Raw genomic sequence first — 22285 nt, 5'->3', positions numbered from 1 at the left:
AAAGAGCCCTGCCATGTCCCGCCGTGCTCGGGTGTGGGGTGCCGCCGTGCCGGCCCTCGCGCTCCTGCTCCCCGTCCTGTCCACCCCCGCCCACGCGGAGCAGGAATCGGCCACCGACACCCCGGCCGTCTCCACCACCGGGCTGATCGACGACCAGACGGCCCTCACCCTGGCCGCCGAGACCGGAGAACCGGTCGAGATCACCGCGGCCACCACCGAGACCACCCGGCACCTGGCCAACCCCGACGGCAGCTTCACCATGGAGCAGAACGCCCTCCCGGTGCGGGTCCGCGACGAGGGCGGCTGGACACCCGTCGACACCGACCTGGTGGCCGGCGCCGACGGCGCACTGCGCCCCAAGGCCGCGGTCGCCGACATCGTCTTCTCCGGGGGAGGCGAGCGGGAACTGGTGAGCATCGGCCTGGGCTCGAAGAGCGTCGCCCTGGGCTGGTACGAGGACCTTCCCGAACCGGTCGTCGAAGGCGACCAGGCCACCTACCCCGACGTGCTCCCCGACGTCGACCTCGTCCTGACCGCAGGAGTGGACGGCTTCGGTCAGGTCCTGGTCGTGCACACCCCCGAGGCCGCGCAGCACCCCGACCTGGCCGAACTCCAGCTGGCCCTGTCCACCGAGGGCGTCACCGTCCACCAGGGCGAGAACGGCAACCTCGACGCCGTCGGCGACCAGGGCGGCGAGAGTGTGTTCACCGCCGTGGCCCCGGCCATGTGGGACTCCGCCGGCGTCGAGGAGACCGGCGAGGACCCCACCCTGATGGCTCCCGCCTCGGCCCGCACCGAACTCCTCGACGTCGACGTCACCCCCGACGCCATCCGCCTGGTCCCCGACCAGGCCATGCTCACGGACGAGGCCACCGAGTACCCGGTCTACATCGACCCGTCGGTCGCGGTCAGCCGGGTCGGCCGCGCCTACGTCGACGCCAAGTACCCCAACCAGTCGTACTGGAACTACCCGACCTCGCACGACCCCGGCGTGGGGTACGAACCCCAGGACGGCACCACCAAGCGCGCCTTCTGGCGGTTCTCCATCGACTCGCGCACGGTCAACGCGACCATCACCGACGTCACGTTCCGCGCCAAGGTCACCCACGCCTACGGCTGCGGCGACGCCAAGGTGGAGCTGTGGCGCACCGACGCCATCACCTCCTCCACCACGTGGAACTCCCAGACCTCCGACTGGCGCCTGAAGCTCGACACCAGGACCATCAACGCGGGCCGCTCGACCTGCCCGGGCGGCGCCTCCCCGACGGTGGAGTTCGACGCGACCGCCGGGTACGTGTGGAGCCGCGACGCAGGGAACCAGACCACGACCCTGGGCCTGCGCGGCAACGAGACCAGGTCGTCGAGCAACTACGACTGGCGGCGCTTCGACTACAACCCCACGTTGCAGGTCGACTACAACAACCCGCCCGAGGTGCCCGTCCAGATCTCGGACTCCCACGGCGGTGCCTGCTCCCCCGACCCGGCCAAACCGCGGCTGATCAACGAGACCCGGCCCACGTTCACCGCCTACGTCCGCGACCGCGACTCCACCTCGGCCAGCCGGCAGAAGGTCAAGACCAGCTTCGGCTGGTGGGTGGACGGCTCCCAGCTGGGCCGGGTGGACAGCCCCTCCACCGACGTGGCCGTATGGAACTCCGGCTCCTTCCAGTCGGCCCGCGCCACCGACCTGCCCGAGAACGTGCTGATCGCCTATCGCGCGCGGGCCCACGACGGCACCTCGTGGTCGGGCTGGTCCCCCTACTGCTACCTGACGGTCAACACCTCGCGCCCCGACCAGGGGCCGGCGGTGACCTCGACCGACTACCCGACCGGAGACGCCTTCCACGGCTCCCCGGGGCTGCCGGGCGAGTTCACGTTCAGCAACAACGGGGTGGACACGGCCGAGGAGTACCACTACGGGTTCAACGACGACTCCTGCACCACCAAGGTGACCCCGTCGACCCGGGGCGGATCGGTCACGGTGACCCTCACGCCCAGGCAGGAGGGGCCGAACTGGATCTACGCCCGCACGGTGGACGGCTTCGGGAACTCCTCCGACTGCGTGCTGGTGTACTCGTTCCTGGTTGCGCCGCCCAGTGATCCGGTCGCCCACATCGGCTTCGACGAGGGCCAGGGGAACCGCGCCGCCGACATCATCGATCCCGACCGCGGTGCCACGCTCTCCGACGGTGTCGACTGGGTGCGCGGCCGCGTCGGGACCACCGAGAACCCCGGCTCCAACCCGTCTCCGCGCATGACCGGCACGGCTGTGCACACCAGTGGCTACACCGCAGGCGATCCCGGCCCCTACGACCAGATCAACGCTGACTACCCGGCTGTGGACACCTCCGGAACGTTCTCCGTTGCAGCCTGGGTCAAGCTGGACCGCGCCTATGCCCACCACACGGCGGTGGCCCAGGAGGGTGCACAGCAGAGCGCCTTCCACATCGGCTACCAGGGCAACACCGGCCAGTGGGTGTTCAAGATGTCGCCGGAGGACGAGTACTGGGACGGATCGCGCCCCTGGGCCACGATCATGTCCTCCCAGCCCGCCGAGATCGGCGTGTGGACGCACCTGCTGGGCACCTACGACTCCCAGACCCGGAAACTCACCCTGTACGTCGACGGGATCAAGCAGGGCGAGGCCACCCATACCGGCGCCTGGAACGCCACCGGACCCCTGACAGTGGGCCGGGGCCTGTTCCAGGGTGTCGGCAACTACTACTGGCCCGGTTCCATCGACGATGTCCGGGTGTGGGACCGCATGGTCTACGACCAGGCCGTGTCCGATCGCGAGTTCGAGAACGAGGTATGGCGTCTGGCCAACCGGCCCGTCGCCCCGGAGGGCCGCTGGCAGTTGGACGAGTACGACGGGACGCACGTGGTCGACTCCACCGACGGCGGGCGGGACGCCACCTTGCAGGGCGACCCGCTCACCGCGTGGAACCTCGCGGAGAACGGCGTCACCGCCTCACCGGGCGTGCGGCTCAACGGCACCGACGAGTACATCGCCACCACTGATCCGGTGCTGCGCACCGACCGCAGTTTCAGCGTCGCGACATGGGTACGTCTGGACGAGACCGGCGGGACCATTGATGCCACAGCCCTGGCCCAGTCCGGGCCCACCGGCAGTGCTTTCCGCCTCGGTTACCACGGTTCAGACGGCCGATGGGCGTTCACTCTGACGTCCAACGGCGGTTCGGGCGCCGGTACCACCACGATCTCCGCCACCCCGGCCCGGCTGGGGGAGTGGACCCATCTGGTGGCCGTCTACGACCACACCCGCAAGGAGATGGTCCTGTACGTCAACGGGCTCGAAGAGGCTCGGACGGCCGTCACCCACGCCTGGCACGCCGCAGGCCCGGTGCATGTCGGCGCGGGTCGGCAACAAGGTTCGATCTCTCATTACTGGCCTGGCGACATTGACGACGTCCACGCCTACCAAGGTGTTCTGAACGAACGGGACAGGGACCGGGTGTACATGGGCGAGTTCCCCAACATCCAGATCTGAGTTCTCGCCTGCACCACCCCCTTCACCCCCTGTGACCGCTCCCCGCGCCTTCATCGCGCGGGGAGCAGAAGGAAACGGACAACGCTGTGACCCCGCACGGTGAATCCCCCGCCCGCCCCGGTCGGATCCGCAAGGGCCTGACCTACATCACCGCCCTCGTCGTGGTGGCCGGGTTGCTCAACGCCCTCCCGGCCTCCGCCGTGGCGTACAACCCCCGCCCCGAAGTCGAGGACGTTCCCTCGGTGGAGGGTTCGGACCTGGTCTCCGCCGCCATCGCGCAGGACAACGCGGTGGCCGAGGCCGCGGTCACGAAGCCGGAGGAGGTCGACTGGCCCGAGGGAGCCTCCGTTGAGGTCGATCTGACGGGGGACCGTGCGCGCACGTTCGCCGTCCAGGAGGACTCGCCTATCACGGTCACCGCACTACCGGGGGAGGAGCTCTCCGACTGGGAGGTGCCCGAGCACTGGGAGGAGTTCGCACCCGAAGAGGGATCGGCACCCGAAGAGGAGGCAGAGCCCGAGCCCACCACACCGGACACCGGTGAAGAGGAGGGAGACAGCACCGAGTCCGATGCCGACTCACCGGTCCGGGATGGCAACGGCGACGGTGACACGGAGCCGTCCCCGAGCGCGGAACCCTCGCCCACACGTGAGGACAACCGCCGCGAGCCAACCGGGCCGGAGGAATCCGAGCCCGCCCTGGACCCCACCCTGGAGCCCGAACCGGTCGAGGCGGTCCAGGTCGAGGTCCTGGACCGCGAGACGACAGAAGAAGTCGGCGTCAACGGCCTGCTGGTGCACGTCACCCGCACCGATGACTCCGCCTCCCTGGCCCCGGTGCGGATGGACGTCGACTACTCCGAGTTCGCCGCCGCATTCGGTGGTGACTACGCCTCCCGCCTGCGCGTCGTCGAACTCGACCCCTGCGTGCTCGACGACTCCTGCGCCGCCGACGACACCGTCGCCTTCGATTCCCCCGAACTGCTCGACAACAACGTCGGCGAGCAGAACCTGTCCGCGGTGGTCACCGCAGCTCCGGCCCAGGGAGCCCTGTTCGCTCTGGCCGCGGCCCCGGCCGGTGGCAACGGCGACTACGGCGCCACCCAGCTGTCGGCGTCGTCGACCTGGAACGTCAACGCCCAGGCCGGCGACTTCTCCTGGTCCTACGGTCTGAATGTGCCCCCGGCCCCCAGCCGGCTCGCCCCCTCACTGGGCCTGAGCTACTCCTCCGGCGGTGTCGACGGGCGGATCGCCACCTCCAACAACCAGACCTCCTGGATCGGCGACGGCTTCGCCTACGCCCCCGGATCGATCGAGCGCCGCTACGCCGCCTGTTCGGACTCCGGCCACGACACCGGCGACCTGTGCTGGAACACCGACAACGTCACCCTGTCCATGAGCGGTCACTCCGGTGCCCTCGTCAAACACGAGGATGGCAGCTACCGGCTCTCCAACGACGACGGAACCAAGGTCGAACGCCTCACCGGTGCCACCAACGGTGCCCATGAGGGTGAGTACTGGAAGGTCACCACCCCCGACGGCACCCAGTACTTCTTCGGTCGCAACCGGCTGCCCGGCTGGTCCAGCGGCGACCCCGAGACGAAGTCGGCGCAGACCATGCCGGTCTACGCCGCCGAATCCGGTCAGCCGTGCTACGACTCGACCTTCGCCGACTCCTGGTGCCAGCAGGCCTACAAGTGGAACCTCGACTACGTCGTCGACGTGCACGGCAACGTCATGACGTTCTACTACACGGCCGAGACCAACAACTACGGACGCAACCTCACCGGTACCGCCACCCCGTACGTGCGGGCGGCCAACATCGCCCGCATCGAGTACGGGCTGCGCAGCGACGATGTGTACGCCACCGCCCCGGCCCGGGTGGTGTTCTCGACCTCCGAGCGCTGCCTGCCCACCGACTCCTTCGACTGCGCCGCCGACAAGCGCACCTCTGGCGATGCCGAGCACTGGCCCGACGTCCCCTTGGACCTGGACTGCAAGTCTGGGACCTCCTGCACCGGCCGCCACACTCCCACCTTCTGGTCCACCAAGAAGCTGGACGCGATCACCACCCAGATCCGCCAGAACGGCGAGTACACCAAGGTCGACACCTGGGCGTTCGATCACTCCTTCCCCGAAGCCGGGGACGGCACCGGCCCCACCCTGTGGCTGGACTCCATCGAGCACACCGGCCATGTGGGCGGCACCGCCACCCTGCCCAAGGTGACCTTCGCGGGCACCCAGCTGCCCAACCGCGTCGACGCCACCGACGACGACATCGCCCCGATGCTGCGCTGGCGCATCACCTCGATCTACAGCGAGACCGGCGGCCACCTCGACATCACCTACTCCGAACCGGAGTGCCGACCGGGCCAGACGCCGAAGCCGCACGAGAACAACAAACGGTGCTATCCGGTCAAGTGGACCCCCGAGGGCGGGGTGGAGCTGACCGACTGGTTCCACAAGTACGTCGTCACCCAGATCAACGAACTCGACCTGGTCAGCGACCAGCCCGCGATGACCACCACGTACGACTATGTGGGAACACCGGCCTGGCGGTACACCGAGGCCGACGGGATGGTCAAGGACAAGTACCGCACCTGGGCGGACTGGCGCGGCTACGACCGGGTCATCATCCGCACCGGACGCGGTGAGGACCCCATCACCGAGGCCGAGTACCTGTACTTCCAGGGCATGGACGGCGACAGGCTGCCCGACGGCGGCGAACGCGAGGTCTCGGTCACCGACTCCCGGGGCGTCGAGCACACCGACCACAAGGAGCTCAACGGCACCCTGCGGGAGATCATCGTCCGCAACGGCCCGGGCGGCGAGGAGGTCTCCCGGGAGATCACCACCCCGTGGCTGAAGAAGACCGCGGAGGTCACCCACTCCTGGGGATCGCAGTCCGCGCACATGATCCGGACCGAGCAGGCGATCACGTTCAGCCGTAAGTCCGACGGCACCTGGTTCCAGACCCGCGTCGACAACACCATCAACGACCAGGGGTTGATCACCCAGGTCAGGAACCATGGCGACGTCGACGTCGCCGGCGACGAGAAGTGCGTCAACACCACCTACGTCAGCAATACCGACAAGTGGATCCTCAACCTGGTCTCGCGCACCGAGACCCTGGGAGCCGACTGCAGCGCCACCCCGCAGCGGCCGCGGGATGTCATCACCGACGAACGCGTCTCCTACGACGGTGGAGCCCACGGAGCGGCCCCGACCCACGGTCTTCCGACCCGCACCGAGAAGCTCGACTCCTACGCAGACGGAGCACCGGTCTACCAGACCGTCTCCCAGGCCGCCTTCGACGAACGCGGCAACACCGTCTCCCAGACCGACGCCAACGGCGGGGTGACCACCACCGACTACACCTTCACCCCTGAGGGGCTGCCCAGCGGCTCCACCGAGACCAACTCCCTGGGGCACACCACGACCACCCTGGTCGATCCCGCGCGCGGTGTTCCTCTGTCGGAGACCGACGCCAACGGCCGCACCATGAACATGGCCTACGACCCGTTGGGCCGTCTCACCTCCGTGTGGCTGCCCGACCGGGTCCGGGACGTCGACGCCCCCACCACCAAGTTCGAGTACCACATCCGCCAGGACGCGCCCACCTCGATCGTCACCCATGCCCTCAACGCCCAGGGCGGTTACACGACGAGCTACGAGATCTTCGACGCGTTCTTGCGGCCCCGGCAGACACAGGCCCCGGCCGTCGACGGCGGGCGGTTGATCACGGACACCTTCCACGACAGCCTCGGTCAAGTCGTCAAAAGCCGGTCCAGTTACTTCAACGAGGCCGATCCCTCCGACACCTTGTTCGTCGTCGCCAACGACGCGCACATTCCCCGGCAGAGCGAAACGGTCTATGACGGAGCCGGACGTACCACCGATGTCCTCTTCGTCGCCTTCGGCGAGGAGCGCTGGCGCACCACCACCGAAGAACACGCCGACCTCATCCGCGTAACCCCGCCCGAAGGCGGCGTTCCCACGACCTCACTTCACGACGCACACGGCCGCCTGGTCGAGGCCCGCACCCACCATGGGGCCACTCCGACCGGTGCTTACGACGCCATCACCTACACGTATGACCGGGCCGACCGGTTGGAGACGGTCACCGACCCCAAGGGCAACACCTGGACCAACACCTACGATCTGCGTGGCCGCCTGATCGAGACCGACGACCCGGTCGCCGGGGTCACCACGATGACCTACGACGAGCTCGACCAGATGGTCACCAAGACCGACGCACGCGGTGAGACACTGGCCTACGTCTACGACTCGGTGGGCCGCCAGACCGAGCTGCGCGACGACACCCCCGAGGGGGCGCTGCGGGCCTCATGGGTGTACGACACGCTGGTCAAGGGTCACCTGACCTCGTCCACCCGGTACGTCGATGGCAACGCTTACACCTCACGTGTCGTCTCCTACGACACGTTCTACCGGCCCGCCACGACCGAGGTCCTCATCCCCTCCAGTGAGATCGGGCTGGCCGGGCGTTACCGGTTCGTCACCCGCTACAACCTCGACGGTACCGTCAAGTCCCAGACCTATCCGGCCGCGGGCGGCCTGGGCCAGGAGACCTTCACCTACACCTACAACGACCTGGGCCTGCCGCTCACCGCAGGCGGCTACGACGAAGTCGTCACCGACGCCGTCTACAACCAGCTCGGCGAGTTGCGCCAGATCGAACTGGACACAGATCAGACCAGCACACACGCCACGTGGATGACGCGCTACTTCGATCAGGCCACCGGCCGCCTGCAGCGCAGCACCCTGGTGCCCGAGCTCGGGGTGAGCGGGTCGCTCGCCGACCGGCACTACGCCTACGACGACGCGGGCAACGTTCTCAACCTGCGCAACGAGCCCACTGCCGCCCACCTCCAGTCGGACGTGCAGTGCTTCGAATACGACCACATGCGGCGCATGACCGACGTGTGGACACCCGACGCCACGGGTGAGAGCGCCTGCCAGACCGCACCGTCGGAGGACGACCTGGGCGGGGCGTCCCCGTACTGGCACTCCTACACCTACGACACCCTGGGCAACCGCACCACCGAGACCCGCCACGACGCGGTCGGCGACACGGTGCGCACCTACACCCATGGTGACACTGCGGGACTGCGGCCGCAGGCGCTGACCCAGGTGGAGGAGTCCGGGCCGGCCGGGACCGCACTGGAGACCTACGGCTACGACGCCTCCGGCAACATGACCCAGCGGACCACACCCTCTCGGGACCAGGAACTGCAATGGGACGCCGAGGGCAAACTGTCCTCGGTGACCGAGGAGGACGGGTCGGTCACCTCCTACGTCTACGACGCCGACGGCGGTCGTCTGATCCGGCACGCACCGGACGCCTCGACCCTGTACCTGCCGGGCATGGAGCTGCGACTGGACAGGACCTCGCTGATCAAGGAGGCCACCCGCTTCTACAGCTTCGCCGGTGAAGGCGTGGCGGTCCGCAACAACGACGCCACCTTGTCCTGGATCAGCTCCGATACCCATGGCACCGGCCAGATCGCGATCAACGCCCGCACGGGCGAGGAGACGCACCGGTACATGACGGTGTTCGGCCAGGACCGGATGGCGCAGGGGGACTGGCCCTCGGAGAAGGGCTTTGTCGGCGGCACCATCGACGAGTCCACCGGGCTGACCCAGGTGGGCGCCCGAGCCTATGACGCGTCGCTGGGACGGTTCATCTCGGTGGATCCGATCATGGACGTCACCGACCACCAGCAGATGCACGGCTACATCTATGCCAACAACAATCCGGCCACCTACAACGACTCCAGCGGCCTGAAGTGGGAGCTGCACGTTGAGATCGGGCCTGGCACGACGCACGTCTACACCGGTGCCAAGCGCAACGGCAAGAGGTACTGGCTCAACCAGACCACTGGTACCGCCTACCGGTACACGGGCGGGACGGTGGTCAAGCAGCAGTGGTACACGCCCACGGTCCGCCGGCCCAACCCGCGCCATGAGGCGTACCGGGCCGAGTACCACGCGATGCAGGAGAAGATCGAGGCCGAGAAGAAGCTGATCAAGGCCGCGACGGCGTTGGCGGAACTGGTCGCCGACGAGCTGGGGATCACCGCGGGCCTGGAGTGTTTTACCACGGGTGACCTGGGTGCGTGTGGTGAGACGGCACTCAATATCGCGACGATGTTCGTGGGCGGCCTGGCCGGCAAGATCGCGATCAAGTACGGCCTGAGATGGGGCAAAGCGGCTGAGCTCGGCCGCAAGATCGCCAAACTTGGCGGCGATCTCATCGACGGAATCCAAGAATGGGCGGGTGCCAAGAAGAAAATCGAAAGAATTTGTTCTGATAATAGCTTTGTTCCCGGTACTCACGTGGTGATGGCTAACGGGTCGACCAAACCGATCGAAGAGGTAGAGCTCGGTGACAGGGTCTTGGCCACCGATCCGGAGACCGGAGAACAGACCGCTCGCACGGTGTTGGCCACGATCATCGGTTCGGGTTCCAAGGTCTTGGTGGAGATCACCATCGACCCCACCACCGAGCGCGACGCCCCCGAACGTGAGACCGTCTCCGAAAGGGTGGTTGAGGTCGACACTGAGGGGGCGGGCATCCCGGGTCCGGTAGCAGCCGGTGACGTTATCGTCGCGACTGACGAACACCCCTTCTGGGTCCCGGAACTGAAGACATGGGTCGACGCCATCGACCTTGCCCCAGGCATGTGGTTGCAGACTTCCGCCGGCACCTGGGTCCAGATCAACGCAGTCCAGACCTGGTCCCAACCTGCCACGGTCCATAACCTGACGGTCCAGGGTGTTCACACCTACCATGTGGCCACGGGGGCGCTCGACGTCCTCAACCACAACTGTGGTGATGTCTACCGGAGTGACACGCGTGAACCTAGTGAGATTTTTGACGAGGGATTCAAGCCTAAAGGTGACAACATGAACCTTGAGGAGCATGTTGCTGGCATTTCAGGGGTCTATACGGCTGAGTCTGGTTACGTTGCTACCACTACAATTAAGTCTCATGCCTTGAGTCGCAGGGGTCACACATATGTAATTGATTCCAGGGGTGCCAGTGGTGGGGTGGATGTAAATCAAGCCTTGCCGGGCAATAGATACGCGAATGAGTTTGAAGTGGCGATTCCAAGAGTCGTTGAATCCTGCCATATTCGTGGGTGCTGGCAGGAAACAACTGGCAACTGGATTCCCAATCCAAATTATGGCAAGTGATCCCGTGGAGTCTTTTTGTCTGGTTGCCATTGGTTCCAATCGCGACTTTGTTCGGGTTTTTTTGGAAATCCTTGAAGGTGAAAAAATTGGGCTTCGCATGAAGCTCGAAGGGCAAGATTGGAGACTTTTTCCTGGGGGGAACCTCTTTAAGTGTTTGGTGGATGTGCGGATGGTCTTGGAGGAGGGCGGTTTTCTGCTGTGCTGCCAAGGGGCCAGGCCAGATGTTTTTCCCTCTGGTATGCAGCAGCAAATGGATCTTGGCAGATTTGCATATATTCTTTCTGTGGGCAAAGAGAGGGGGAGGGGTGTGGTTGATATATTTGCTGAAGCCGAGGCTCGAGAAGTTGTTTCTGTTGAGGAGCAGAGGTTGGCTGTCTATAAATTCTTTGGCTTGCCAAGTTAGCGTCGCAATTGTATTTTTGGTATCGGTCTGAATTTGTGATTGTTTCATTCTCGGTGCGTGGAGTTGTTGGCGCTGGTCGGCGAAGACCGATTACGTTCAGCGGGCGAGTGAACGTCTCATACGACACTCACCGGATTAGGTCGGGCATCGTGTCCTGCCTAACCAGCCCAAGAACACTAAGGCGAGAGCATGCAACACAGCCAGATTGTCGAGGTCATGGCCGCAGCGGACCTTGCAGGCATCCACGCTTAACGACACGTGGCGTGTCGGGATCGTCTCTCCGGACCTTGTTGCCGGGGATGAGACTGGGTGTGAGGGTGGTGGTCATGTCTGGGGCCGGTTCGGTGTTCAAGCGGTGTGGGTGCCGTACTCCTGGTGTGGGTGAGAGGACGTTTCCGCGGCCGAGGGGACGAGGTCGCAGGAGATTGTCGCCATAGACCTAATCGGCAGTGATTTCAACGAAGGACAGTAGGGGGTTGTCGGTGGGCCCGTTCGACGAGTTCGATACCGATCTCCTGATGGTGGACATCTCCGTCACCTTCTCCTGGTTGGTATGGGGCAAGCTGGACCGCGTTGGCGCGGATCACATTGTGGGCTGCCCAGAAGGGTGCCCGGCAGAGTGCCTTGTCCCTCGGCTATGACGACGACAGGGGCCGGTAGGTGTTCGGGAGGTCCCCGGAGAACGAGTACTGAGACGGAGCGCGCTCATGGGCGTCGGCCTTTTCGTTTGAAGCCGTCGAAGTGGAGATGTGGACCCACCTCGTGGGGGTCTACGACCACACCCGCAGGGAGATGATCCTGTACGTCAACGGCCTCGAGGAGGCCCGGGCGAGTGTGCACCACGCGTGGCACGCCGAAGGCGGACTGCGCATCGGCGGAGCCCGGTACCAGGGTGCGGACGGCCGCCACTGGACCGGCGATATCGACGACGTCCACGTCTACCAGGGTGTTCTGAGCGAGCGGGACAGGGACCGCGTGTACATGGGGGAGTTCCCCAACATCCAGATCTGACCCCTCCGCAGGTTGCACATCTCCCGGCCCCCTGTGACCGTCGCCGTGCCGTGAAGGCGTGGGGACGGTCACAGGGGGCGTCGCCGGATCCCAGCGGTTTGGAGAAAGATCCTTTTCTTCAAATGGGTCCCTTTTGTTCTCAAGGGTGAGAGGAGAAAGGGTTGTTCTCCTTGAAGCCGAAACTTTGCTTTGGTGCGGTTTCGAGTGTTCATTGCATGGCTGTCGGGAAGGGATCTCTGCTGGTCAGGGGGTAGTCTGGCCGAGGTGGATCCGTTTCCGGAGTGCTGTCTCGGAACGGTTTCAAATGCGCGAAGAGTGCTTTTCGTGGAAAAGGGGAGATCATGGCCGGGGTCGAGGAGAAGGGCCGTCTAGAGAAGCGCTTCGAGCTCTGGGACCGGGAGGGGAAGGGGTACGTCGAGCGTTCCGACGTCGAGGCCGGGGCCGTGCGCTTCGCGCAGGAGTTCGGTGAGCAGGGCTCGGCGAAGGAGCAAGCGCTCATCGACGCCTACATGGGCATGTGGGACTCCCTGTCCCGGGCCGCGGGCACGGACCGGGTCGGGAAGGACGTCTTCCTCCGGCTCTCGGAGACGGCGGTCATCGGTCAGGGCGACGGCGGGTTCGACCGGGTGCTGCGCCCGGTGGTGGAGGCGCTCGCGGACCTGCTGGACACCGACGGCGACGGGCGGATCGGCGAACGGGAGTTCCTGAGGTGGGCCGGTGTCATGGGGGTGCGCGGCCCCGACTCCGCCAGGGCGTTCGAGCACCTGGACGGGGACGGCGACGGGACCCTCTCCCGCGAGGAGTTCACCGTCGCGGTCCGGGACTACCTGTTCGGCAGGCACGACGCCCCGCTGTTCGGCGCCCGCTGACCGGCGGCGCCATCACCAGGGCGGGTCGCCGGCCGCCCCGGCCGGCCTCGGGGTGCGTACCAGGACGCCGGTCCGGGCCGCCGCCTCCAGGAGCACCGGGTCGGCCGGGAGGGTCATCGGGGACCAGGCCGGGGCGTCCGGCCAGGTCCGGGCCAGGGCGGCGGCGGTGACGCGGTGGAAGTCGTCCAGGACGGCGGACGCCTCCTCCCGCGCGTCCCACCGCCGCTCCGCCCAGCACCACAGCAGCACCGTGGCGGCGGTCCACCGGCCCACGCCCCGCCGCCTGGCCGGTCCGGTCAGGTCGGACCGGGCGTGCGGCGGCGGCAGGAGGACCTCGGCCCGGCCCTGGTAGACCTCACCGGCCGCGGCCCGTTCCAGGGCGGTCGCTGCCTCCGCCAGGAGCCCGGCGAGGGTCTCGGGCCGGGTGCCCGCGGGGACGGCCGCCGTCAGTGATACCGGCACCCTCGCCCACACCGGTGCGGCCTGGTCGGAAACGGACATGATCCTCCTCGTGTTCCTCGTTCGTCGGGCGGCCCCCTTCCCCCGCCGAAGTGGCGGGGGAAGGGGGCCTCGATCCGGCGCGCCCCGGGGCCGCGCGGCCCCGGGGCGCTCTCCCGTCAGCCCCGGTGGCCGGGGAACAGGTCCTGGAGGACGCGGGCCGCCTCGGCGAAGGTCGGGGCGGCGTTCAGCCGGTCCCGGGGGACCGGTGCGCCCAGCCGGGCCGAGAGGCGGGAGCGGATCTCCACCGCGGTGATGGAGTCCACCCCGGCCTCCGCGAACTCCATGTCGGGCTCCAGGTCCCGGAGGTCGTCGTGGCCGAGCACGGCGGCCGTGCACTCCATGACGACGTCCAGCAGCAGCCGCTCCCGCTCGGCGGCGGGCATCGCGGCCAGCCGCGCCTTCAACGGCCGTGTGTCGGCGGTCATCCGGCGCCCCCCGCTTCCCGGGCCCCGGCGCCCGCGGACGCCCCGGCCCCGGCCCCTGCACCGGCCCCTGCACCGGCTCCGGCCTCGGCCCCGGCCCGGGTCCCAGCCCCGACCCCTGTACCGACCTCGCCCTCGCCCCCTCCCGGGCGTTCCGCCCGCGGCCCGCCGGTCTCCTCCAGCCAGGACAGCAGCGCCGCGGCGAACCCCTCCGGCGCGTCGAGGTGGAGCATGTGGCCCGTCCCCGCGACGGTGCGGACGTCGAAGCCGCGCGCCCGGCCGTCGTCCCCGTCGATCTCCGGGACGAGCCCGCGCCGCTCGGCCAGCAGGATGAGCGACGGCACCGAGGTCGACTCCGGGAGCGCCGGCATGTCGAAGGCGTGCAGGTCCACCATGGTCCGCGGGTCCCAGAGGGCGCGGGCGCGCGCCTCCGCCTCGACCTCGGCGCGGGACCAGCCCGGGTTGCGCTCGGCGATCTCCTCCGGGGTCAGGCCCACCAGCCGGACCGCCGACCGGGGGTCGGGGAGGTCGGTGACCGCCCGGATGCCCCAGTACGGTTCGGCGTAGACCAGCCGCGCCGGGCGCAGGCCGTCGGCCGCGAGCCCGAGGAGGGCCGCGCCCAGCGAGTGCCCCAGCGCCAGGTCGGCCCCCGCGGGCAGTGTCTCCACCAGGTCGTCGGCGAGCGCCCGCGGACTGTAGTAGCCGCGCGGGCTCGCGCCGTGCCCGCGCAGGTCGGGGGCGACGACCCGGTAGCCCAGTCCGGCGAGCACGCCGGCCGTGCGCTCCCAGGTACCGGAGTCGCACGCGAACCCGTGCACCAGCAGCGCGGTCCGTTCGCCCTCGCCCCACGTGCGGGTTTCGAGCCTCACTTCGCCTCCTCCTTCGTGTTCCGCAGCCGGGCCACCACGCGCCCGGCCAGTTCGGTGACGGACGGCCCGGACACGATCTCCACGAGGGCCAGGTCGCAGCCGAACTCCTTGCGGATCGCCCCCAGGAGCTCGGTCGCCATGATCGAGTCGAACCCCAGGTGGTCCAAGGTGCGGTCGCGGTCGACCCGTTCCGGGGGCGCGCCCACCACGCGGGCCACCACTCCGGCGAGCATCTCCGCGGCCACCGCCTCGGCCTCCTCCGGCGGCGCCTCCGCCAGCCGGCGCCGGGCCTTCTCCAGGGTGGTGGCGTCGCACCCGGAGGACTCCGGGACCAGGCCCCGCAGCCGCGGCCTCTGCACGACGTAGGGCCGGATCTCGGCGAGCCGGGCCCAGTCGATGTTCAGCACCGCGGCCACCTCGGCGTCGCGGCCCAGGAGCTCCTCCAGGGCGGCGAACGCCCGGTCGGCGGAGATCAGGCCCATGCCGAGCCGGACCACGGTGCGGGCGACGCCCTCCTCGGCCAGGGTGCCCACGTCGCGGATGCTGCCCCACTGCACGGCGATGCCGGGGAGTCCGGCCCGCCGCCTGGATCGGACGACCGCCTCCGCGGCGGCGTTGGCCGCCGCGTAGCCCGCCTGGTGCAGGTTGCCGATGGCCGAGGTCACCGACGAGTAGACCGCGAACAGGTCGAGGTCCATGCCGCGGGTCGCCCGGTCCAGGACGTGCGCGCCGCCCAGCTTGGGCGCCAGTACGGCCCGGATCCGCCCGTCGTCGGAGTCCTCGAACGGCTCGTCGTGGAGCACCATCGCGGCGTGCACCACACCGCGCAGCGGACGGCCCTCCTCGGCGAACCCGGCGATCAGCGACCGGACGCCCGCCTCGTCGGTCGCGTCCAGCGCGTGCACGGAGGCCCGCGCGCCGAGCTCCTCCAGGTCCCGCAGGAGCGCGGGGACCTCCGGGGCGGCACCGCCGCGCCGGCTCGCCAGCGCCAGGTGCCGGGCGCCGCGCCGGGCCAGCCACCGGGCGGTGGCCGCGCCGAACCCGCTCGTCCCACCGGTGATCAGGTAGGTGCCCGCGGGGTCGAAGGCGGCCGGGCGGGGCGGGACCACCGCGGCGGGGGTCCGCTCCAGGGACACCACCGCGCATCCGGCGGTGGCCGGGGCGCGCGGCGCGCGGAAGGCCTCCCCGGCGCCCTCCGGCTCGTGCAGCTCCAGCGGGAGCGGGCGGTAGGCGCCCGCCCCGACGCGTTCGGCGACGCGGGCGAAGCACGCGGCCGCGGCGGCGGGGCGCTCGGCCGCCATGCGCGCGGCGTCGACCGAGGCGAGCAGCAGGTCGCCGTGGAGCGGCGGCAGCGGGGACGGCAGGGCGGGGCCGTCGGCCGCCTGGACGAACCGGCCGCCCGGCGGCAGCAGTTCCAGCGCGAGGGCCGCGGCGGGGCCGGCGGCGCTGTTGAAGACCACGTCGGGGCCGCGCCCGCCGGTCAGCTCCGACACCCTGCGGGCCAGGGCGGGGTCGCCGGTGTCGAGCACGTCCGCCACCCCCAGCATGCTGAGCAGGTCGCGGCCGTTGGGGTGCTCGGCGGTGGCGATGACCCGGGCCCCCACCTCGCGGGCGTGGGCGACCGCGGCGGCCGCGGTCCCCCCGCCCAGGCCGTGCACGAGCAGCGTCTCGCCCGCCTCCAGGCCCGCCAGGTGCTCCAGGCCGTGCTGCACGGCCAGGTAGGCGGGCAGGGTGGCGGCCTCGGCGAACCGCGTCCCGTCGGGGATCCGCCCGACCATGGCGGCGCGGGCGCACACCCGGGTCGCGCCGGCCCCCGGGGTGAAGGCGTAGACCCGGTCGCCCGGCGCGAGGCCGTCGACGCGGCCGCCGACCGCCCGCACCACCCCGGCGCAGGCGTACCCCGCGGAGTGGCCTCCGCCGGCCGCGGCGCGCGCGGGCGCCTCGCCCAGCGCCTCCGCGGCATCCCGCCCGGTCACCGCCACCGCCCGCACGTCGATGAGGACCTCGTCCCCGGGCGGCTCCGGGACGGCGGTGCGCACCCACTCCAGCCGGTGGGAGGGACCGGGGTCGGTGAGCCGCAGGGCGCACGCCCCGTCCGGCCCGGGCACGTCCGCGGCGGGGCCGAGCGGTGCGAGGCGGGGCACGAACCGGCCCTGCCCGTTCAGCACCACCTCGTCCTCGTCGTCGGGGTCGGCCAGCTCGGCGGCCAGCGCCGCGGTGTCGGCGCCGGGGTCGCCGGTCCGGAGCAGGGAGACGTGCCGCAGGTCCAGCCACGGCCGCTCCCCGTCCAGGACGCGGGCCACGCCCCAGGTGGCCGCGTCCTCCGGTGCCCCGCAGGGCTCCGGGGCGGGGAGCACCCCGCAGGGGCGGGTCACCGCCCACACCCGGGGCGGGGTGTCGCGTTCCTCGAGGGCGTCGACCAGGGCGCGGAGCGCGGCGACGCGCTCCACCGCGGCGCCCACACCGCCGTCCGGGTCCTGCGGCCGGTCGCCCAGGAACAGCACGACCTCGGAGGGGGCGTCCCGGTCCAGGGCCCGGGCCCATTCCGCGGCGCACCGGGGCAGGCCGGTCCGCGCGGCGTCGCCCCCGCCCTCGACGATCCGCTCCCGCAGCGCCCGGGCGTGCTCCCCGGCTCCGTCCTCGGCGGCGATGAGCACCCGGGCGCCGCTGAAGCCGGGCACGGGGTCCCGCGGCGCGGGAGAGCGGTCGGAGCGCCGGGTCAGGAGCACCGACGACCGCTCGTCGGCGTCGCTGAGCCGGGTGGTCTCCTCGAACCCGGACGACTCCAGCAGGTCCGTCCACTGCCGCGCGGTCAGCAGCGGGGAGTCGGTGCGCAGGTCGGTGTCGGTGTAGGCCCAGAAACCGTCCAGCAGCCCGAACGCCAGCGCCAGCTGCCCGGCGTCGTGGTGCTCCACGGCCAGGAGCCGGCCGCCGTCGGCGAGCACCTCCGACAGCCGCCCCAGCACCGCCCGCAGGTCGGAGGTGGCGTGCAGCACGTTGGCGGCCACCACCAGGTCGAACCCGCCCTCGTCGAGCCCCTGCTCCGTGGCCGGGACCTCCAGGTCGAGGGTGCGGCACTCGACGAAGCCGTGGTCGGCGAACCTCCGCACGGCCCCGGACACCAGGGAGGGGGACAGGTCGGTGAAGACGTACCGGGTGCGTTCGGCGGGCAGGAGCGGCAGCAGCGCGGCGGCGGTGGCCCCGGTGCCGCCGCCGACCTCCAGGACGCGCAGCGGCCGGTCGGCGGGCCAGCGCTCGACCAGCGCCGCGACCGCTGCGGCGGCGTACCGGTTGGCCGCGCGCGAGAAGGGCAGCGACTCGTAGATGTACCGGGCCAGGCGCGCGCCGGAGTCGGAGAAGACGAGCTCCACCGGGTCGAGCTCCCCGCGCAGCACCTCGGCCAGGCGCCACCCGCAGCGCTCGTAGAGCACCAGGGCCGGGGCGGCCTCGGGCAGGGCCCAGGCGGCCTCCTCCATGGCGCGCCCGGGGTCGGCGGGCCCGCACACCCGCCAGCGGGGTGCGCCGCCGTCCGTGGAGACGTCCTCCAGCAGCCCTTCCGCTCGGGCGACCGAGGCGAGGATCCCCAGGAGCCGGTCGTAGTGCGGGCGCACGCCCGCGGCGACCAGGTCGGCGGTGCCGAAGGTCTCGGCGCCCGCCGCCAGCTCGGCCAGGGCCCGGGCGGCGTGGTGCGCGGTCAGGGTCAGGGCGGCGGCGTCGGAGGCGAGGCCGCGGGAGCCGGCCCACTCCCGCTCGGCCTCCCCGATCCCGTCGGCGGCCGCCTCCGCCAGCTCCCGGGGACCGGGCAGGGCGGCGGGCGGTGGGGACCCCTTGGGGGCCGCGCGCATCCGGGTGCCGTAGAGGACCGGGCGGGAGGACCCGGCGCGGAACCGCCGGCCGCGGTACCCCTCGATCTCGACGGCGACCGTCCCGTCCCCGTCGGTGATGACCAGGTCGCAGACGATCTCGTCGTCGGTCGCCTCGCGCAGCCGGGCGTGGACGAGGCCGGAGGCCGCGGGACGGCGCCAGCGGCGTACCGCCCCGATGGCGGCGGGCAGGAACGCGTCCCCGCCGGGGTCCGTGCCGCACAGGGCCGCCGTGGTCTGGAGGGCGGCGTCCATCAGGACCGGGGAGACCTCGAAGTCCTCCGCGTCGGCGGTCCCGTAGTCGGCCAGCACCTCGCCCCCGGCCGCGTGCAGGCGGCGCAGCGGGCGGAAGACGGGCCCGTACCCGATCCCCGCCTCCGCCATCCGGGCGTAGTGGCCGTTGACGCCCAGGTCCGGGCCGCACCGGGAGCGCACCCGCCCGGCGTCCAGCGGGGGCGGTGCCTCACCGGACAGCGGCCGGACCCGCGCCCGGGCGTGCGTCCGCCAGTCGCCGCCGGTCCGGGCGGCGATGCGCACCGTTCCGGCGCCGTCCGGGACCGAGACCTGGGTGCGCACATCCATCTCCGGGTCCTCCCAGGGCAGGGGGAGGACCCGGAGGATGTCCAGGGAGACGACCTCGACGGGGCCCGAGAGCGCCCGGCGCCCCGCGGCCAGCGCCATCTCGGCGAAGGCGGCCGCGGGCATCACCACCGCGCCGCCCACCCGGTGGTCGGCCAGCCACGGCAGGCGCGCGGGCTCGACCTCGCCGGACCAGGCCGGGTCGGGGCCGGGGACGCGCTGGCCGAGCAGCGGGTGCTCGTAGGGGCCGCGGCCGGCGCCGGTGAGCGGCGCCCACCAGTCCGCGGACCCGTTCCAGTGCCGTTCGCGCTGCCAGGGGACGCCGGGCAGGTCGGCCACGCGCCCCGGTTCGGGGAAGAACCCGGCCGGGTCGGCCGCCCCCGCGGCGATGACCCGGCAGGCGGCGGAGTCGAGGGCGGCCCGTTCGTCCGTTGTCCCGTCCTCGGCGGGCCTGCGCAGTGTCGGCAGCACCGCGGTCCGGCCGCGGCCGGTGCCGGCCGCCCGCCGCAGGTAGCCGCCCAGCACCGGGTGCGGCGCGACCTCCACGAACACGTCGCAGCCCTCCTCCGCCAGCGCCCGGACGGCCTGGGCGAACAGGACCGGCTCGCGGACGTTGCGCCACCAGTAGGCGGCGTCGGGCTCGCCGTCGAGCAGGCGGCACGCGGTGACGGAGGAGACCATCGGGGTGTGCGGGGTCCGGGGCGCCAGCCCCTCCAGCGCCCGCAGCAGGTCGGCCCGGACCGGGTCCATCATGCGGCTGTGGAAGGCGTAGTCGAGGTCCAGTTCGCGGTGGAAGACTCCGCGCAGCGCGAGCAGCCCGCCCAGTTCGCGCAGGGCCCCGGTCTCCCCGGCGACGTTGACGTCGGTGTCGCCGTTGACGCCGGCGATCTCCAGCCGGCCCCGGAACGGGGCGAGCTCCTTCTCCGCCTCCGCCGGGGACAGGCCCACCGCGGCCATCCTGCCCGTTCCGGCCGTCGTCCCCTGCGCCCGGCTCCGCTCCGCGATCACCCGGGCGGCGGAGTCCAGGTCCAGCGCCCCGCAGGCGTAGGCGGCGGCGACCTCGCCCGCACTGTGCCCGACCACGGCCGCGGGGCGGACGCCCCGCTCGGCCAGCGCCGCGACCAGGCCGGCCTGGACCGCGAACAGGGCGGGCTGGGCGACCTCGGTGCGCGCCAGGGCGGACCGCTCCCGCGGGACGCGCAGCTCGTCGACGACCGACCACCCCAGGTGGGGGCGGAGGGCGGCGTCGACGCGCTCCACCTCCTCCCGGAACACGGGCTCGGAGCCGAGCAGGCCGGCTCCCATGCCGGCCCACTGCGACCCGTTCCCGGAGAAGACGAAGGCCGCCCGTGCGCCGTCGGCGTCCGTGGTGTTCGCCCCCTCGGCGCCGTCGGCGCCCGGGGCCCCGTCCGCGACCGCCTCCAGCAGGTCGGCGGCCTCGGCCGTGTCCCGTGCCAGGACGGCGGCGCGGTGCCGAAGCCGCCCCCGCCGGACGGAGGCGGTGCGGGCCAGGTCGTAGAACTCCTCCGGGGCGGCCGAGCGCAGCCGGTCGGCGTGCGCCCGGGCCGCCTGCCGCAGCGCCTCCCCGGTGTGGCCGGACACCACGACCGGCAGCCTCGGCGCCGCGGACCGGGCGGAGCGCACCGACCGGTCCGGCGCCGTGTGGGCGCCCAGGACCACGTGGGCGTTGGCGCCGCCCGCGCCGAAGGAGCTCACCCCCACCAGGGGGCGCTCCCCGCCGCCCAGGGGGAGCCTCTCCCGCACCGGCAGCAGCCCCAGCCCGTCGAAGTCGATCCCGGGGTTGAGGGTCCGCGAGTGCAGCGACGGCGGGATCTCCCGGTGGCGCAGGACCACGATCGCCTTCAGCAGGCCGGCCACCCCGGCGGCGGCCTCCAGGTGCCCGAGGTTGGTCTTGACCGACCCCACCGGGAGCGGCCCGGCCGGGCCGCGGCGCACGCCCAGGGCGCGCCCGAGCGCCGTGCACTCGACCACGTCGCCGACCCGCGTCCCGGTGCCGTGCGCCTCCAGGTAGGCGAGGTCCCGCGGCGAGACCCCCGCGCCCGCGTAGACCCCGCGCAGCAGCTCCTCCTGGGCCTCCTCGCCGGGGTGGGCCAGGCCGGGGGTGCGGCCGTCGCAGTTGATCCCGGTGCCCAGGACGACCGCGTGCACCCGGTCGCCGTCGGCGACCGCGTCGGACAGCCGCTTGAGCAGGAGCATCCCGCCGCCCTCGGCGCGGACGAACCCGTCGGCGTCGGCGGAGAAGGTCCGGCAGCGGCCGGTGGGCGAGAGCATCCGGGCCTTGGCGGCGACGATGTACTCGTAGGGGTCGAGCAGGAGGTTGACCCCGCCGGCCAGCGCCAGCCCGGTCCGCCCGGACAGCAGCTCCCCGCAGGCGTGGTGGAGCGCCACGAGGGAGGAGGAGCAGGCGGTGTCGGTCACCGTGCTGGGGCCGCGCAGGTCGAAGTGGTAGGAGACCCGGTTGGGCACCGCCGTCGCGCTGCTGCCCAGGGCGGTGGGCGCGTCGATCGACGCCGTGTCCCGGCACTGCAGGGAGCCGAAGGGGAGCGAGTAGACGCCGAGGTGGACCGCGGTGTCGGAGCCGTGCAGCCCGCGCGGGTCGACCCCGGCGTCGTCGAACGCCTCCACGGCCAGCTCCAGCGCCATCCGCTGGCGGGGGTCGATCCGCGCGGCCTCGCGGGGGGAGATCCCGAAGAAGCCGGGGTCCCACTCCTCGACGCCGTCGACGATCCCGCCCGCGAAGGTGTAGCTCTTGCCGGGGCGGTCCTGGTCGGCGGAGTGGAACCAGGCCTTGTCGAAGCGGTCGGCGGGGACCTCGGTCACCAGGTCGCGGCCGTCCCGGAGCGCTTCCCACAGGCCGTCCAGGCCGGTGATGCCGCCGGGGAGGCGGCAGGCGGCGCCGATCACGGCGACGGCGTCCTTCCCGGGGGTCGGAGTTCGTTTCATGCTGCCCTTTCGGTCGGGTTCGGCGGGGCGCTCGGGGCGGGCCCGCGGCAGGCCGGTCGTGGTAGGTCTCTGGTGC

At 71.2% G+C, this 22285-nt stretch carries 8 protein-coding genes and 1 pseudogene; 5 read left to right on the top strand and 4 right to left on the bottom strand.

Annotation, left to right across the window (positions count from 1 at the left end; genetic code table 11):
• The first annotated feature begins 13 nt into the window (after positions 1-13).
• From ABZ249_RS19780 to ABZ249_RS19760, 5 genes and pseudogenes are all read left to right on the top strand, one after another.
• The gene (locus ABZ249_RS19780) at positions 14-3511 is read left to right on the top strand and encodes a LamG-like jellyroll fold domain-containing protein (protein ID WP_355264834.1); all 3498 of its coding nucleotides are present in this window, start codon (positions 14-16) and stop codon (positions 3509-3511) included.
• A gap of 86 nt (positions 3512-3597) precedes the next feature.
• Positions 3598-10728 (top strand): RHS repeat-associated core domain-containing protein, encoded by a 7131-nt coding sequence (locus ABZ249_RS19775; protein ID WP_355264831.1) that lies wholly within the window; start codon positions 3598-3600, stop codon positions 10726-10728.
• On the top strand, positions 10718-11131 hold the full coding sequence (locus ABZ249_RS19770) for a hypothetical protein (RefSeq protein ID WP_355264828.1): 414 nt from the start codon (positions 10718-10720) through the stop codon (positions 11129-11131). The genes ABZ249_RS19775 and ABZ249_RS19770 overlap by 11 nt, the downstream gene beginning before the upstream one ends.
• Positions 11132-11851: 720 nt before the next feature.
• Positions 11852-12142: pseudogene (locus tag ABZ249_RS19765) on the top strand (LamG-like jellyroll fold domain-containing protein); the annotation flags it as partial.
• A 341-nt stretch (positions 12143-12483) separates the two neighbouring features.
• The gene (locus tag ABZ249_RS19760; protein ID WP_355264825.1) at positions 12484-13011 is read left to right on the top strand and encodes an EF-hand domain-containing protein; all 528 of its coding nucleotides are present in this window, start codon (positions 12484-12486) and stop codon (positions 13009-13011) included.
• A gap of 12 nt (positions 13012-13023) precedes the next feature.
• Here ABZ249_RS19760 and ABZ249_RS19755 read toward each other — a convergent pair whose 3' ends face one another.
• The 4 genes from ABZ249_RS19755 to ABZ249_RS19740 form a co-directional block, all read right to left on the bottom strand.
• The gene (locus ABZ249_RS19755) at positions 13024-13512 is read right to left on the bottom strand and encodes a hypothetical protein (RefSeq protein WP_355264822.1); all 489 of its coding nucleotides are present in this window, start codon (positions 13510-13512) and stop codon (positions 13024-13026) included.
• Between the two features lie 116 nt (positions 13513-13628).
• The gene (locus tag ABZ249_RS19750; RefSeq protein ID WP_355264819.1) at positions 13629-13937 is read right to left on the bottom strand and encodes an acyl carrier protein; all 309 of its coding nucleotides are present in this window, start codon (positions 13935-13937) and stop codon (positions 13629-13631) included.
• On the bottom strand, positions 13934-14803 hold the full coding sequence (locus tag ABZ249_RS19745) for an alpha/beta hydrolase (protein WP_355264816.1): 870 nt from the start codon (positions 14801-14803) through the stop codon (positions 13934-13936). The genes ABZ249_RS19750 and ABZ249_RS19745 overlap by 4 nt, the downstream gene beginning before the upstream one ends.
• Complete coding sequence (locus ABZ249_RS19740) at positions 14800-22209, bottom strand: SDR family NAD(P)-dependent oxidoreductase (protein ID WP_355264813.1); 7410 nt, start codon at positions 22207-22209, stop codon at positions 14800-14802. The genes ABZ249_RS19745 and ABZ249_RS19740 overlap by 4 nt, the downstream gene beginning before the upstream one ends.
• Between the last annotated feature and the right edge of the window lie 76 nt (positions 22210-22285).

Origin of the sequence: Nocardiopsis sp. NPDC006139 (assembly GCF_040614155.1) — a bacterium.
Classification (GTDB): Bacteria; Actinomycetota; Actinomycetes; order Streptosporangiales; family Streptosporangiaceae; genus Nocardiopsis; species Nocardiopsis changdeensis.
The sequence above is the reverse complement of the archived record's forward strand: the minus strand, read 5'-3'. Positions and strand labels throughout refer to the sequence as shown.

Coding starts and splice junctions, on each gene's coding strand:
- ABZ249_RS19770 (WP_355264828.1), top strand. CDS start 10,718: ATGGCAAGTGATCCCGTGGAGTCTTTTTGTCTGGTTGCCATTGGTTCC.
- ABZ249_RS19760 (WP_355264825.1), top strand. CDS start 12,484: ATGGCCGGGGTCGAGGAGAAGGGCCGTCTAGAGAAGCGCTTCGAGCTC.
- ABZ249_RS19780 (WP_355264834.1), top strand. CDS start 14: ATGTCCCGCCGTGCTCGGGTGTGGGGTGCCGCCGTGCCGGCCCTCGCG.
- ABZ249_RS19755 (WP_355264822.1), bottom strand. CDS start 13,512: ATGTCCGTTTCCGACCAGGCCGCACCGGTGTGGGCGAGGGTGCCGGTA.
- ABZ249_RS19750 (WP_355264819.1), bottom strand. CDS start 13,937: ATGACCGCCGACACACGGCCGTTGAAGGCGCGGCTGGCCGCGATGCCC.
- ABZ249_RS19740 (WP_355264813.1), bottom strand. CDS start 22,209: ATGAAACGAACTCCGACCCCCGGGAAGGACGCCGTCGCCGTGATCGGC.